General features: G+C 44.3%; 13 protein-coding genes. 10 read left to right on the top strand and 3 right to left on the bottom strand.

Annotation, left to right across the window (positions count from 1 at the left end; translation table 11 throughout):
* Positions 1–3: 3 nt before the first annotated feature.
* The 5 genes from FO440_RS03250 (at position 4) to FO440_RS03230 (ending at position 7,157) form a co-directional block, all read left to right on the top strand.
* On the top strand, positions 4–987 hold the full coding sequence (locus FO440_RS03250; RefSeq protein WP_144246788.1) for a family 43 glycosylhydrolase: 984 nt from the start codon (positions 4–6) through the stop codon (positions 985–987).
* A gap of 164 nt (positions 988–1,151) precedes the next feature.
* On the top strand, positions 1,152–2,834 hold the full coding sequence (locus tag FO440_RS03245; protein WP_186292560.1) for a PQQ-dependent sugar dehydrogenase: 1,683 nt from the start codon (positions 1,152–1,154) through the stop codon (positions 2,832–2,834).
* A 56-nt stretch (positions 2,835–2,890) separates the two neighbouring features.
* On the top strand, positions 2,891–4,405 hold the full coding sequence (locus FO440_RS03240) for a hypothetical protein (protein ID WP_144246786.1): 1,515 nt from the start codon (positions 2,891–2,893) through the stop codon (positions 4,403–4,405).
* Between the two features lie 305 nt (positions 4,406–4,710).
* Positions 4,711–6,219 carry a sialate O-acetylesterase gene (locus tag FO440_RS03235; RefSeq protein ID WP_144246785.1) on the top strand — a complete coding sequence of 503 codons (1,509 nt, stop codon included), beginning with the start codon at positions 4,711–4,713 and terminating at the stop codon, positions 6,217–6,219.
* 248 nt (positions 6,220–6,467) lie between these two features.
* Entirely contained in the window at positions 6,468–7,157 is a 690-nt protein-coding gene (locus tag FO440_RS03230; protein ID WP_186292559.1) for a YdcF family protein, read from the top strand.
* A gap of 49 nt (positions 7,158–7,206) precedes the next feature.
* Here FO440_RS03230 and FO440_RS03225 read toward each other — a convergent pair whose 3' ends face one another.
* The 3 genes from FO440_RS03225 to FO440_RS03215 form a co-directional block, all read right to left on the bottom strand.
* Positions 7,207–9,213: a KUP/HAK/KT family potassium transporter gene (locus tag FO440_RS03225; RefSeq protein WP_144246783.1), complete on the bottom strand. Its 2,007-nt coding sequence runs from the start codon at positions 9,211–9,213 to the stop codon at positions 7,207–7,209.
* Positions 9,214–9,381: 168 nt separating this feature from the next.
* Entirely contained in the window at positions 9,382–10,737 is a 1,356-nt protein-coding gene (locus FO440_RS03220) for a sigma-54-dependent transcriptional regulator (protein ID WP_144246782.1), read from the bottom strand.
* 94 nt (positions 10,738–10,831) lie between these two features.
* Positions 10,832–11,554: a 3-keto-disaccharide hydrolase gene (locus tag FO440_RS03215; RefSeq protein WP_144246781.1), complete on the bottom strand. Its 723-nt coding sequence runs from the start codon at positions 11,552–11,554 to the stop codon at positions 10,832–10,834.
* A 180-nt stretch (positions 11,555–11,734) separates the two neighbouring features.
* Here FO440_RS03215 and FO440_RS03210 point away from each other — a divergent pair, with 180 nt between their 5' ends.
* The 5 genes from FO440_RS03210 to FO440_RS03190 all read left to right on the top strand — a co-directional run bounded on the left by FO440_RS03210 (position 11,735) and on the right by FO440_RS03190 (position 15,742).
* Positions 11,735–12,919, top strand: a complete 1,185-nt coding sequence (locus FO440_RS03210; protein WP_144246780.1) for a DUF5009 domain-containing protein — start codon at positions 11,735–11,737, stop codon at positions 12,917–12,919.
* Between the two features lie 182 nt (positions 12,920–13,101).
* Positions 13,102–13,584 carry a YceD family protein gene (locus FO440_RS03205; RefSeq protein ID WP_246104165.1) on the top strand — a complete coding sequence of 161 codons (483 nt, stop codon included), beginning with the start codon at positions 13,102–13,104 and terminating at the stop codon, positions 13,582–13,584.
* Between the two features lie 15 nt (positions 13,585–13,599).
* Complete coding sequence (gene rpmF / locus FO440_RS03200) at positions 13,600–13,788, top strand: 50S ribosomal protein L32 (protein ID WP_144246778.1); 189 nt, start codon at positions 13,600–13,602, stop codon at positions 13,786–13,788.
* A 15-nt stretch (positions 13,789–13,803) separates the two neighbouring features.
* On the top strand, positions 13,804–14,739 hold the full coding sequence (plsX, locus tag FO440_RS03195; RefSeq protein WP_144246777.1) for a phosphate acyltransferase PlsX: 936 nt from the start codon (positions 13,804–13,806) through the stop codon (positions 14,737–14,739).
* Positions 14,740–14,752: 13 nt separating this feature from the next.
* Positions 14,753–15,742: a beta-ketoacyl-ACP synthase III gene (locus FO440_RS03190; RefSeq protein WP_144246776.1), complete on the top strand. Its 990-nt coding sequence runs from the start codon at positions 14,753–14,755 to the stop codon at positions 15,740–15,742.
* Positions 15,743–15,840 lie beyond the last annotated feature (98 nt).

Raw genomic sequence — 15,840 nt, 5'->3', positions numbered from 1 at the left:
ATCATGAAGAACCTACTGATCAAATCAGCCGCTTTAACTGCACTGATAGCCATATCTTTTTTAAAAGCCAATGCCCAGGTTAACCCGGTTATTACCGGTGCTGACCCGGATGCCATTACAATAGGTAAAGAGTACTGGGTGTATCCTACCAATGGATCAGACACGGGGAGGTTCCGCAGGGACGACCGTTTCTTTGGCTATTCATCGCCCGATCTGGTACACTGGCAAAACCGCGGCGAGCTGATCAATATCAAAGATATAAGCTGGATAAAAGACGACAGCGTAAAAAACCACGGCCTTTGGGCGCCCGATGTGCTGGAGCATAAGGGCAAGTTTTATTTATACTATTCTGTCGGCCCGCAAAATCCAAAGCCGAGCAGGTTAGGTGTTGCTGTTTCTGATTACCCTAACAAAGATTTTAAAGACTCGGGCAAGCCATTGCTTACCGGCGGAGATCATTTTGAGGCCATTGACCCGATGGTTTATGACGACCCGAAAACTAAGAAATCATACCTCTATACCGGCGGCAGTGCAGGATCAACGTTGCGGGTGTTCGAATTGAAGAAGAACATGGTGGAGATAGACCATGAAATAAAAGTAGACCAGCCGCCGCACTTTACCGAGGGGGTATTTATGCACGAGCGTAATGGTATTTACTATTTATCATACAGCCATGGCAGTTACAACAATGCTACCTATTCGGTGCATTATGCCATGTCAAAATCGCCTTTGGGGCCATGGGACTATAAGGGCGCTATTTTAGTGAGTGATGCAACACACAAAGGGCCGGGGCATCATGCTTTTGTGATGAACCCTAAAACCAAAGAATGGTTCATTATTTACCACCGCTGGGACAGAACAGACGAGAAAGGCCCGTTCCGTGGAGTTAGAAGGGTAGCTATTGAAAAACTGATCTACAATGCCGATGGTACAATTGTGCCGGTGGTAATGACCGATTCGCCGCCGCCGTCATCACCAATAAAATAGCTCGAAAATGTATTTAATTTGATACGAAACTCAAAAAGCATTCTTTGTTACATATCTTAGATGGAGTAAGGGGCAATACCAATTAAAACCACTTAATTATCTTTTATATGGGGCTAAAAAAGAATAGTTTTTTGCCGGCTTTTTGTAGTTATACAGTTGCGTTTTTGTGCTTATTAGCGGGTAATAGCTTCGCTCAAAAAAGCGCGGCTACCTATTCGGCCAATAAGCAGGTAATTGAAAAAGGGGACGCGCTGTTCCAGAAAAATTGTGCCGAGTGCCACAACTTCAGGCAGCGGGGGATAGGCCCTGACCTGGCCGGGGTTACCGCCGATGCATCATATACATACCTGAGCAAATTCATTATCAACTCGCAGCAGGTAATAAAAAGCGGCAATAAACGGGCCGTAGCCTTATTTGCCGAATATAAGGTGCCTATGCCCGCTCATCCGCAGCTTACCCCCGGCGATCTGAAAGCGCTTTTGTCTTTTATCAATACCCATAAAAAAGTGGCCGAGGTTGCAGATAATACCGCGGGATTGGGCGAGCCTGTAACAGATCCCTTCCCAACCAAAATAGCTAAAGCCGGCCTTACCTTAAAGCTGGAAGAATGGGCAACCGCCCCGGCAACATCCACAAAAAACCCGTTAACGCGCATTAACCAGACATTTATTTTAAAGACAGACCAAGGTAACCGCATGTTCATGCTTGATCTGCGGGGCAAGCTGTATGAAATAAAAAACAAGCAGTTTAACGTGGTGATGGATATGGCTAAACTGAAGCAAAACTTTATTAATGAACCAGGACTTGGGACAGGATGGGGAGCGTTCGCGTTTCATCCCGATTTTTTAAAGAATGGTTTGATGTACACCACGCATACCGAAAAAAAGGGCTCGGCACCGGCTGACTTTGCTTATGCCGATTCGATACCCGTGGCTTTACAATGGGTAGTTACCGAATGGAAAGTTAAAGACCCAACCGCGGCGGTTTTTGAAGCCACCCCGCGCGAATTGATCAGGATGAATAACCCCTCTGCCATGCATGGTATGCAGCAAATTATATTTGACCCTATGCTTAAACCGGGCATGCCGGGCTATGGATTACTATACCTTGACTTTGGCGATGGCGGTTCGGGCGAATTAGGATATCCATGGTTATGTAATGGTTCAACAAACCCACGCGGTTCTATCCTGCGCATCGACCCGATGGGCAGGAACAGCCGTAACGGTAAATATGGCATACCTGCAAGTAATCCCTGGGCTAAAACCGGCGATTCGAAAATTTTAGGCGAGGTCTACGCGCGGGGCTTCCGTAACCCCAATAAAATTACCTGGGCGCCTGACGGTAAGATCCTGGTATCAGATATCGGTTTTAGTAATGTTGAGGAGATCAATATCCTTAAACCCGGCCTTAACTATGGCTGGCCCGCGCGTGAAGGAACGTACCTGTTAAACTTTAACGGAAAGAAAAGCGGCATCTATCACCTGCCTGCACATGACGACCCAAAATATACTTACCCTGTTGCCGAGTATGACCATGACGAGGGCAATTCCATCTCCGGCGGCTTTGTTTATACCGGCGATATCCCATTATTAAAAGGCAAATATGTTTTTGGCGATATTGTAAAAGGGCGTGTTTTTTACGTTGAAAATGCTGACCTGAAATTAGGTAAGCAGTCGGTTATCAAAGAATTCGACCTGCAGTTTGGTGATCAAAAATCGACCTTTTGCGACATGGTAAAAAATAAAAAAGCTGACCTTCGGTTTGGTCTTGGCGAAGACAATGTGCTGTACATCTGGGCAAAGACGAATGGTAAGATGTGGCTGGTGAAGGATTGTGTGGCTAATTAACAAAACAAAATTGTCATCTCACTATCGGTCGAGATGACATCGTTTTCAATTAATTTATGGAAAAAGAAATAAACAGCAATTTTACGCGCCGTGATATAGTTAAAGGAGGGTTGACCTTAGGCGCAGCCGCTATGATCCCATCGGCTTTAACTAAGGCAGCCATGCTTAAACCTTCTGCTAAAATTGACAATGTTATCGGCATACAGGTTGGCGCTATTTCTTTTATTGACGAGGGGGTAAACCAGGTATTGGATAATATACAGGCTGCCGGGCCTATCAATACGCTTTTCCTGGCTACGTTTACTTATGATACAGGCATTGGCGGGCGACAGATACCGGGCTATCCTTTTCCTGATCACGGCAAACAGGAGTATCTTGATTTTAAAGGCGGCAACTTTGCTACCCCGCATCCGCAATTTTACAAGAACACCATTTTAAAAGACACCAAAGCGCCGGATCATGGCGACTGGGATATGCTGGCCGCCGTATTACCAGAAGCCAAAAAACGCGGACTTAAAACCTATGTTTTCAACCAGGATAGTTTTACCTGGCATAAAGATGTGCCCAACATTGCCAAACTACAGGAAACCGGTATTTATGGACAGCATGTAGAAAGCTGCTGCGACCTGAACCCCAATTACATCAACTTTGTAAGCGGTATGACCAAAGATATCTGCTCAAGTTATGATATTGACGGGCTGATGTGGAGTTCTGAAAGGCAGGGGCCGTTTAATAACGCCATAGCACCGTTTAAAGGAGAGCGGCCCTCGGCAAGGATCACCTGTTTTTGTCCCTACCATCGCAAAGCTGCCAAAGAACGGGGTATTGATGTAGACCGGGCATTAGAAGGCTACCATAAACTGGTTGATTTTACCAAGGCGTCGACACTTGGACAGCGCCCGGTTGATGGCTATTTCGCGCAGTTTTGGCGCATCATGACCGATTATCCGGAGATACTGGCTTACGAAAAACTGTGGACAGATGCTAACCATGCTACTTATCGCAATGTATATGATTCGGCCAAAGCTGTCAAACCTAATATCCAGGCGGGGTTTCATATCTGGCACTCCAACAGTCTTAGCCCCTTCACCAAAGCCGAAATGCCTTATGAACGATTAGCTTATGCCGATTTTATTAAACCAGTGATCTATAACATTGTAGGCGGTTCAAGATATGCCGGTTATATCAATTCAAACGCGTCGACCGTTTTTGGCGATTTGAGCAAAGAAGAATACCTGAAACTGAATAACCGCCTGATGAATTATGAGGATATGGACCTGGCAACATTAGGTAAAGAAGGAATGCCGCAGGATTATGTCGCCAAAGAAACCAAGCGCGCCTTAGACAGTGTACAAGGCAAATGCAAGATCTACGCTGGGTTGGATATTGATATCCCTAACGCTGCCAAGAACAAACAAACCACTCCTGAAGATGCTTATCGCTCTACCATGACCGCGCTAAAGGCCGGTGCCCAGGGTATCATCTTCGCCCGTAAATATTCTGAAATGAAACTGCCCAACATAGCAGGAGGCGCCAAGGCGGTGAATGATTTTTATGAGGGGAAAGGGTGAGGTGTTTTTTTAAAGCTATTGTCATTCTGAACCCTGAAAGCGTGGGGTAGTGCGATTCCCCTCTTGAGAGGGGCGGAGGGGTGTGTCCTTTTCGCGTGATAACACACCCCGGCAGCCGCACACTCAACACGCCCCCTCTCAAGAGGGGAACTAAAAGATCTGCAAACTATGCAATCTCCGCCCGGCAGATACTTCGTTCCTCAGCATGACAGCTTCTTTTCAAATTGATCAAATTGTATAATGGATAACATACCTGCGTTTTAATATTTTAGATATGTTTGTAAAACACACCTAAATAATCCATTATGCGTCGCATATTTTTACTTGTTTCATTTTGCTTTATTTGTTTGGCGGCAGTTGCCGATGTCAAATTACCGGCCATCATTACCGATAATATGGTACTGCAGCAAAAATCGAAAGTGGCATTATGGGGCTGGGCCGATGCGGGCGAAAACATCAGCATAACCGGCAGCTGGAATGGCAAAAAAGTAAGCGCCGTTACCGGTGCTGATGGCAAGTGGCAATTATGGCTCAAAACCGGCAATGCCGGCGGTCCTTACACCATAAGCGTGCAAGGCAAAAATCATATCGATATAAAAAATGTTTTGTTAGGCGAGGTTTGGCTGGCTTCGGGCCAATCAAATATGCAGTTTACCCTGGGCAGTTATCACGACTGGCGCACCGGCGTAAACAATTATGAAGCCGAAGTAGCCAAAGCAGACAACCCTAAGATTCACATGTTCCAAATACCGCAAAATATTGCGCAAACGCCGCAGCAAGATTTGATAGGTGTATGGAAAACCTGCATCCCGGCAAACTCGTACGAGTTTTCGGCAGTGGCCTATTATTTCGCGCGGGAAGTGAGCCAGGCCACGGGTTATCCTGTAGGCATAATCAACTCATCATGGGGAGGTACACCAGCCGAATCATGGGTAAGTCGGGATGTGTTGCAAAGCTATCCCAACTTAAAAACCGAACTGATTGATACGTACGACAAGGAAGCAAGCGAATACCCTGCAAAAATTGAACAGTATAAAAAAGATCTTGTCAAATGGAAGCTGGATACTGTTGGTAAACCAGCCAACGCATTGCCTCAAAAACCCGGCGAACCATGGAACCCAATAACTAATCCGACTAAACCCGCTAAGATTTATAACCAGATGATCGCTCCTTTGCCTCCATACGGAATAAAAGGCGTTATCTGGTACCAGGGCGAATCAAATTCACCGCGTGCCGAGCAATATAAAACCCTGTTCCCGGCGCTTATCAAAAGCTGGCGTGAGTTGTGGAATCGTGATCTGCCATTTTACTTTGTACAGGTGGCACCGCACGTAGTGGTCTCACCGGATGTCCGGGATGCGCAGCTTTATACCTATAAAAATGTTAACAACACCGGTATCACCGTAATTACCGATGCTGCTGATTCTTTGGATATCCACCCGCGTAATAAGGAAATTGTAGGCAAACGTTTGGCTGCGTGGGCTTTGGTTAAAACCTACCATCAAAGTAGTATTGATTACTCAGGTCCAATCTATGAAAAAATGGAAACGCAGGGCGATAAAGTAAAGATCTACTTTAAGTTTGCTAAAGGCCTTAACGCGCAAAACGGTGCGCTAAAGGAATTTACTATTGCCGGTGCCGATAAAAAGTTTGTACCTGCCACTGCTACTATAGATGGTGATGCCATCATTGTATCAAGCCCGGATGTTACCCAACCGGTGGCCGTACGCTTTGCATGGAAGTTTGTGCCGAGGCCAAATCTATTCAATGCAGCCAATCTGCCGGCTTCACCATTCAGGACAGATAACTGGTAGCGGTAATTTAATCCGTAAAGCTTTTGTTTTGTTGTAGAGACGCAATACTTTGCGTCTCTTTTTTGTCCCTGCGGTAGCAGGATTATGCGACAAACCGCTTTCGATAAACACTCTTAAGTATTATTTTGCACTTTTGCAGAAGCGGGTATATGCCCGCGAGCAGGTAAAGACAATTAATGTAATAAGCCTTTATGTATTTTATAGTATCGAAAGTATTCCTTTTTATGTTATTGCCAATTTATTGGATAATGGCTTTGGTAATTATTGGCGTGCTAAGCAAAAACCGTAGGCGGAAGAGGCGGTTCTTTATAGCAGCAATTCTGGTGTCTTATGTGTTTACCGCACCCTTTTTTCTGCTATGTTTTCAAAAGATCTGGGATGTAAAGCCTTATACTATTGATAGCAACAAGAAGTATAGCTGTGTCATAGTACTAGGTGGGTTTTCATCAGGCGCAACAGATGCTGAAGGGCATTTTAATAACTCGGCCGACAGGTTTATTCAAGGCGTTAAGCTGGTTGAAACCAAACAGGCATCGCACATATTGATCAGCGGTGGTAACGGCATATTGATGCCCGGCCAGTTTAGGGAAGCTACATGGGTAAAAACACAACTGCTTGCATTCAATATCCCCGACAGCCTGATCCTTACAGAAAGCCAATCGAAGAACACGATTGAGAATGCGCAATTCTCTAAATTAGTATTAGCTAAAAGCCATTTGCCCCCGCCGTATTTGTTGGTTACATCATCCTTTCATATGCGCAGGGCATCTATGATCTTTAAAAAAGCGGGAATAGACGTAGTGCCTTATCCCTGCAATTTCTTTGGCATCGATGTCAGCTTCGGTATAATGAATTTCCTGCCTGATTCGAATGTGCTGTATAATTGGGAGTTTTATACCAAAGAAGTGGTGGGCTATGTGGTCAACTATTTTAAATAAGCAGGCAAAACAATTTCGCCCGCTTATTATGAGATAGGGGTATTATTAACTATGCATGTACCAATTCAGGAACAACCTCGCCGCTGTGCGGATCAATACGTTTTAATTTAAAGCTGGTTACCGGGTTTACCACCATCGGTATTTTCTCTACATGTGTTTCGCTGGTATCCAGTCCAAAGGTTTTCGCGTCAGACTGGGCCAGCTTTTTGATATTGAAATAGCTGTTTAGTATAAACGACTCGGCAAGGCTGAACACATTGTTGTATGACAGGAATTTCTCCAGGATCACAAACCTGAAATCAGACACAATCTTAAACCTGTTTAATGATTCGTACTTGCTGATAATATCCAGCTCATTACGCTTTAGCATATCCTCGATCACTTTCCTGAACAGCACATTTACCCGCGGCTGTATCCTGAACCCTAAGCGGAAATCAACCCGGATGATCTTACCTTTTTCAATCTGTTCAACGCTGTAGTCCATGGTATAGGGCTCGTCGGTAGTATCTATATGGATGAACCAGTAGGTATCCGCGCGTTTAGGACTGCGGCTCATGATAGAGTAAAGGATCTTCTCTTCTATATGCCTGCTGTTGTTGGCTTTGGTTAAGTAGATCAGCTGCCCGGCATATTTGGCAACGCTCTCGTCAGCGCTTAATGCATTAAGCAAGGGGATGTGTTCCCGCAGGTCGACAAAGTTCAGGAAACGATTGTTGATTTTGCGGGCCCTGTGCCAGATGTACATGGTAAATATCAAACCAAACTCAAACACCAGGAAGAACAGCCTTTTCAGGATCTTAACTGCATTGGCCACAAAGAACGAGAATTCTACGGTTAAGAAAGCACATAAGATGATGGTGACTAACCATACCGGCCAATGCTTAACATAACGCATAAAGTAATACATCAGGATGGTGGTCATGAGCATGGCTATGGTGATAGAGAAACCATAGGCGGCGGTCATAGCCTCAGATGTGCGAAAGTATAGCGATACCGCAATACAGCCGAAGCAAAGGATCCAGTTAATGCTGGGGATATAGATCTGCCCGCGGATGTTTGACGGATATTTGATGGTAATGCGCGGCCAGAAGTTCATACTGACCGCTTCGCTGATCAAGGTAAATGACCCGCTGATCAATGCCTGGCTGGCAATGATGGTTGCCAACGTAGCCAATACCACGCAGGGGATCATAAATAAGTGCGGGTTAGGCACTATCTGGTAAAAAGGGTTAAGGCCTTTAAAATCGAATCCTGCAGGCTGCATCAATACCCAGGCACCTTGCCCAAGGTAGTTAAGCACGAGGGTTGTTTTAACAAAGATCCAGCTTGCCTGTATGTTTCTGCGGCCGCAATGCCCAAGGTCTGAGTATAACGCTTCGGCACCTGTAGTACACAAAAACACCGCGCCTAATAACCAGAAACCTTTAGGGTGGTCTATCAATAAGCGTATGCCATAATATGGGTTCAATGCTTTAAAAATGCCCGGGTCATGTATTACCTGCAACAGGCCTAAGCCGCCTATCATTAAAAACCATAGTAGCATTACCGGCCCAAAAGCGGTACCTACCACCTTGGTGCCAAATTGCTGAAAGAAAAAGAGCAACAACATAATGCCGATCACAATGCCCAGGATCAAATTATTGCCCGGTACAAATGCAGCCGATAGTGCAGGAACGTTATTTAACCCTTCAATAGCCGAAGTTACAGAGATAGGAGGGGTGATAATACCATCGGCCAGTAAGGTGCCCGCGCCAATTATAGCAGGTATGGCCAGCCATTTGCCATAGCGCCTAACCAGCGCGTATAATGAAAAGATCCCGCCTTCGCCTTTGTTATCGGCTTGCAGGGTAATGAAGATATATTTAAAAGTGGTTTGCAGGGTAAGCGTCCAGAAGATACAGGAGATAGAACCAAGCACCAATGCCTGGTTTACTTTTCCGCCCTCTATCAGCAATGTTTGAAAAACGTATAGCGGCGAAGTACCTATATCGCCAAAAATTATTCCGAGTGTTACAAGTATGCCTGCGGCTGTGATCTTTTTTAAGTGGGGAGTCATTATAGTATTAATTGTAAATGAAACCGCCATTGCCAATCAAGTGCCATTATTAGGCAATTGGCCGTAATTGGTTGATAAATAATAGTTTAAATATGTTATGGATAAAAGGTGTAAAAAGTACACCATATCATTTTGATAGGGTTTTATCAAAATGAATATTTGGGATAATTACTCTAACCCGTATTCTTTTAACTTACGGTAAAGTGTAGCTACGCCGATATTTAAAAGCCGGGCGGCTTCAGCACGATTGTTTTGCGTGTGTTTAAGCACACGGATAATATGTTGCTGCTCTATGGCAGCAAGGTCAAAAGCCGAAGCAGCATTACTATTTTTTGTGGCCGATGCCTCAATTTCGTAGGGCAATAATGATGCGTCAAGCTCATTTCCGTCACATAAGATTACCGCGCGCTCGATCACATTCTTTAGCTCGCGGATATTGCCGGGCCAGTTATAGGCCTCCAACTTTTCTAAAAAATCAGGAGTGTAGCCTTTTATATGTTTGTTTACCTTGGTTGCAAAGGTTTGGATAAAACTATTGGCTAATAATCCGATATCCTTTTTGCGGTCGCGCACCGGGGGTAATATGATCTGGAATACTGATAGCCGGTAAAAAAGGTCAGACCTGAAATTTCCCTTAGCTGATTCTTCCTGCAGATCGCGGTTGGTTGCTGCAAGTATGCGTACGCTCACTTGGGTTGTCTTGGTATCGCCTATCTTGATAAACTGTTGCGACTCCAACACGCGCAACAACTTGGCTTGCAGGTCGTGGTCCAACTCGCCTATCTCATCTAAAAATATGGTGCCGCCATTGGCCTCTTCAAACAGCCCCTTTTTATCTTTAACCGCCCCGGTGAATGAGCCTGCCTTGTGCCCAAACAATTCGCTTTCTAACAACTCTTTGCTAAACGCACTGCAATTTATGGCGACAAAAGGCTTAGCATTTCGCGGACTGGCCTGGTGAATGGCTTCTGCAAAAACTTCTTTGCCTGTGCCGGTTTCGCCTAATAGCAAAACGGTGGTGTCTGTTGCTGATACCCTTTGTGCCAGCTTTATTGCCGCTGTTATTCCCGCCGAGTTACCAATTATCCGTTCGAAACCGAATTTTAAATTCAGTTTATTTTCAAGTTCAAGCACCCGGCGCTGTAAAATGGCTTTATCCATCGCTTTACTTACCAGCGGGATTATCTTTTCGTTATCGTCGCCTTTAGTTATATAATCAAAAGCCCCGTTTTTAATAGCCGCGACACCGTCATTAATGGTACCATAGGCGGTAAGCACAATAATCTCTACAGCAGGATGGCTTGCCTTTATAGTTTTGGTAAGTTCTATTCCGTTAGCATCGGGCAGTTTAACATCACAGATTACTACATCAATAACGTTATTATCCAGGTAGCGTAAGCCCTCTTTGGCATTGGCGGCTTGCAGCAAATCGTAACCCTCTAACTGTAAAATGCGGGCAAGCAGTTGCCTTAACCTGTCTTCATCGTCAATAATTAAAATCTTACCTTTTGCTGCCGTGCTCATGTTGTACAAATCTGTATAATTTTATTGTGATTAAAAAGCAACAAAAAACCCGTTACTGCATTGCAGTAACGGGTTTTTAATAAGTCAAAATAACTTAGTCTTTTATCTCCCGGATCTTGATGTTTTTCCAACCGCTTGATCCCGGGTGTTTTTGCACAGCAATGTGGCCTTTTTGTATTTTCATGAAGTCCACAAAATATTTGTCTTTAAACTTGCTTGACGCAATTGCTGCATCCCACTCAGGGCTGCCTATTTTAACGTCAACAGTTTTGATACCATTTAACCAGAAAGTTAACTGGCCTTTGTTTTGAATCAGTTTTACCTGGTTCCACTCGCCAACAGGTACCGGTTTTGAAACGGTAGCGTCGCCTATCATATCATAAAGGCAGCCTGCAAGGTGGTTTTGTTTTTTATTGTCGTCGGCATCAATGTTATCCAATACCTGCATCTCTGCACCGGTTTGGTAAGTAGCGCTGTATTTAGGGTCTTCCTGCACGTCGAAAATGATACCGCTGTTACCGCCTTTGGTTATTCTCCATTGTAGTTGCAACTCGTAGTTTTCGTAAACGCCATCAGTTAACAGGTCATCACCATCACGGTCATGCTCGCGATCATATTGGATCTGGCCGTCTTTAACTGTCCAGTTAGCAGCAGCGGCATCTTTATGCCATGAGTGCCAGCCTTTCAGGTCGGTGCCGTCAAAAAGCAATTTCCAGCCTTGCTTTATTTCTTTTTTAGTTAAAGTGTTGTCCTGAGCTTTAACAGCAGGCGCTATAGCAATACATGCTACAAAACTTAATAAAAGTATTTTTTTCATGTTTAAATAAAATGGTTAGGGTAAATCTACAACAATTTTTAAAGGCGCAACATATTTTACCAATTTATCAGGTAAATAATGAGTTACAATGCCTGCCTGTCTGCCTGCCTTTAACGTAAGTTTTAACAAAAATTAACAAATTAATCGAAACATTTTTAACTGACAGGCATTAACTATTCAATGAATAGTTTGCCGAGCCGCGTACGGTCAATTGATGCTTTTAGGGCCGTAACCATGTTTTTGATGATCTTTGTGAATGATCTTGATGATGTGCCCAATACCCCGCAATGGATCCATCATGCTAAAATAAATGCTGATGCGCTGGGCCTGGCCGACACTATTTTCCCTGCTTTTTTATTTATCGTAGGGTTATCTATACCCTTCGCGTTTAAAAACCGGTTGATCCGCGGCGACTACCATACCCCGCTGCGTATTGTAGTACGCTCGTTCGCGCTGATCTTTATGGGCTTCTTTTTCTCGAACGTTGATAGCTACAGCGAAGCGACTGCCCTGTTACCCCGACCGGTTTGGGAAAGCTTAATGGTATTCAGCTTTTTCTTTATCTTCTTAAATTATAGTAAAAACACATCTGCGCTAAAAAAATACCTGCTACAGGGCTTTGGGGTTGCGCTGCTGCTGGTATTATCACTGTTATATAAAAGTAAGGACCCCGTGCACCATTGGCTGCACTTTACCTGGTGGGAAATTTTAGGGCTGATAGGTTGGTCATACCTGATCTGCGCGTTGATCTATTATTACTCCAAAGGCCATCTTTGGATCCAGGCCGCGGCGTGGATGTTCTTCATGTTCTTCAATATCGATTTTCATTTCGGGATGCTTGATTTCCTGAACCCGCTGCGCGATTATGTATGGCTGTCGGGCAACGGGGCCATGCAATCGTTCACCATGGCGGGGGTATTTGTGGCCGTGTTATACATGCGTTTGCGCGAGCGCGACGAACTTAAATTGCTTTGGATAGGCATGCTGCTAATGGCTGTGATACTATTTAACCTGGGCTTTATAGTACGCTACTTTAGCGGCGGCATATCAAAAATGAGGGATACGCCGTCATGGGTATTGATCTGTACAGCTATAAGCCTGGTAGTGTACGCGGTGTTTATCTTTATTGTTGATTTTAAAAAGAAATACAACTGGGTCAAGCCCATTGAGCCGGCGGGTACCAACGCGTTTACCTGCTATATCATCCCGGGTTTGTTTTACCCGCTTTTTGAAATGACCAACCTGCAATACCCGGGCTATATAAGCCAGGGCACGGGCGGTTTAATTAAATGCCTGGTATTTGCTTTTGCCATGGTTTGGCTTACGGGATTGCTTGAAAAGGTGAATATCAAGTTGAAAATATAAGGCATCCTCCAATTGACTTGTCCTTATTAAAGGACCTTAGTCCGGTCAGATTTCGACAGGGTTTTGAACTCATTTAACCATTTTAAAAAAACCCTTTTCCGTATTAGTATTTTTCTCTACATTTGCAGGCTAATTGTTGCTCATTGAAATCGCTAAGAAATTATTCGATTCCTTTTACTGGCTTGGCACTGGGAAAGCATCATTTTGAATTTGATGTTGACGATGCTTTTTTTGATGAGTTTGAATACTCGCTTGTAAAAAAGGCAGACCTTAAATGCCGGGTCGAAATGGAAAAACAGGAAACTATGATGATCCTGGATTTTCATATCACCGGTACAATTGGTGCCACCTGTGATAAGTGTTTGTCGCAATATCCGCATGAGCTGGATGTGCATGAACAGCAGATAGCCAAGTTTAGCGACGAGGCAATAGACGAAGATGACGAGATCATTGCCCTGGGTAAAAATGAGCATGAAATAGTGCTTGCAGGGCTGATCTACGAATACATAAATGTTGCAGTACCGTTTATAGCGAGCTGCGGCGACGAGGGTAACACCCCGTATTGTGATAAAGAAATGCTGGATAAGTTGAATGACCTATCGGCTAATAATGAACAAGATGAGAACCCGGACCCACGGTGGGACGCGCTCAAAAAAATTAAATAATAATAACTACAAGTTATGCCACATCCAAAACGTAAAATATCCAAATCAAGAAGAGACAAGCGTAGAACGCATGATAAGGCTATCGCTCCAACTTTAACTACCTGCAAAGTTACCGGTGCTGTACACTTGCCGCACAGAGCTTATACTGTAGATGGTAACGTTTACTACAACGGTAAATTACTGATAGAAAAAGCAGTAGCCTAACACTAATTTTCTAACATGAAGATTGGCTTAGATATTATGGGCGGTGATTACGCCCCCAAAGCAACTGTTTTAGGGGCTATCGAAGCATATAAGGTTTTATCGGGCCATATACTGGTGCTTATAGGCGACAAAGACGCGGCTGTAAGCATTCTTCGTGAAAACAACTTTAACCCTGATAACTTCGAGTATATTCATACCACCGAAGTTATTGGCATGGGCGAACACCCTACCAAAGCGGTTGTTCAAAAGCCTGATTCAAGTATCAGCGTTGGTTTTAAACTATTAAAAGAAGGCCAGATCCAGGCATTCTCATCGGCAGGTAATACCGGCGCTATGCTGGTTGGCGCCATGTTTAGCGTTAAAACCATACCGGGCATTCTTCGCCCGGCCATTACCACTATTGTACCCAAGCTAAAAGGAGGCCTGGGTATTTTGCTGGACGTTGGCGCCAATGCTGATTGCAAGCCCGAAGTACTGGTGCAGTTTGGCGTACTTGGCAGCTTAATGGCGCAAAACGTTTACAATATCGATAATCCCCGCGTAGCGCTGATGAACATTGGCGAAGAAGAGGAAAAAGGCAACCTGCTTTGCCAAGCTACTTATCCCCTCATGAGAGAAACTTCACTTTTTAACTTTGTGGGTAATGCCGAAGGGCGCGATCTGTTTAGCGACAATGCTGACGTTTTTGTGTGTGATGGCTTTACGGGGAACATTATCTTAAAACTTGCCGAATCGTTTTACGTGGCAACCCGCAAAAAAGGGTTAAAGGACGAATTTTTCGACAGGTTTAATTATGAGCAATACGGCGGCAGCCCTATTTTGGGTGTAAACGGCGCTGTTGTTGTCGGCCACGGAATTTCAAACCCCGAGGCAATAAAAAATATGGTACTTTTATCAAAAGATATGGTTGAAAGCGAACTGGTTGGTAAAATAACGCAGGCCTTTCAATAAACAATTATAAACTATGAGTAGAATTACTGCAGCCGTTACGGCTGTTAATGGTTATGTACCTGATTATGTACTCACTAATCATGAGCTGTCACAAATGGTTGATACCAATGACGAGTGGATAACCACCCGTACAGGTATTAAAGAGCGCAGGATCTTAAAGGGCGAAGGCCTGGGTACATCAGACCTGGCAGTACCTGCCGTGCAGGGCTTATTAAAAAAACGCGGTATAGGTGCCGAAGAAATTGACCTGATCATTTTTTGTACTACAACGCCGGATATGCCTTTCCCGGCAACGGCTAACCTTTTTGCCGATAAAATTGGCGCGGTAAACGCATGGGGCTTTGACCTGCAGGCGGCTTGTTCAGGTTTTGTATTTGGCCTTACCACCGGCGCACAGTTTATTGAAAGCGGAAAACATAAAAAAGTATTGGTAGTAGGTGCCGACAAAATGTCGTCGATAATTGACTACCAGGACAGGGCTACCTGTATTATTTTTGGCGATGGCGCCGGAGCTGCTTTATTAGAACCTAATTATGATGGCTATGGCGTTATTGATTCTGTTTTAAAAAGCGACGGCTCGGGTATTCCGTTCCTGCATATGAAAGCTGGTGGTTCTATAAAACCGGCAAGCCATGAAACTGTTGATGCGCGCGAGCATTATGCTTACCAGGAAGGTAAAGCGGTATTTAAGTTTGCCGTTACCAACATGGCCGATGTTGCCGCCGAAGTGATGGAACGCAATAACCTTACTGCCGATGATGTTGCATGGCTTGTACCGCACCAGGCTAATAAACGTATTATTGATGCTACCGCTGCCCGTACAGGTTTAAGCGAAGATAAAGTGATAGTAAACATTGAACGCTATGGCAATACCACCAACGCAACCATACCTTTATGTTTGTGGGAGTGGGAAAGCAAATTTAAAAAAGGCGATAACCTGATATTAGCCGCTTTTGGTGGTGGCTTTACCTGGGGATCTCTTTACTTAAAATGGGCTTACTAATGTGCTGATATGCGGATATGCAAATATTCAATACGCTCATTAAAAAATAAAAACCATACCGCGCATTACACGTTAAATCATTAATAATCAAACTGCAT

The sequence above is a fragment of the Mucilaginibacter corticis genome, from assembly GCF_007558865.1.
Taxonomy (GTDB): Bacteria; Bacteroidota; Bacteroidia; order Sphingobacteriales; family Sphingobacteriaceae; genus Mucilaginibacter; species Mucilaginibacter corticis.
The sequence above is the reverse complement of the archived record's forward strand: the minus strand, read 5'-3'. Positions and strand labels throughout refer to the sequence as shown.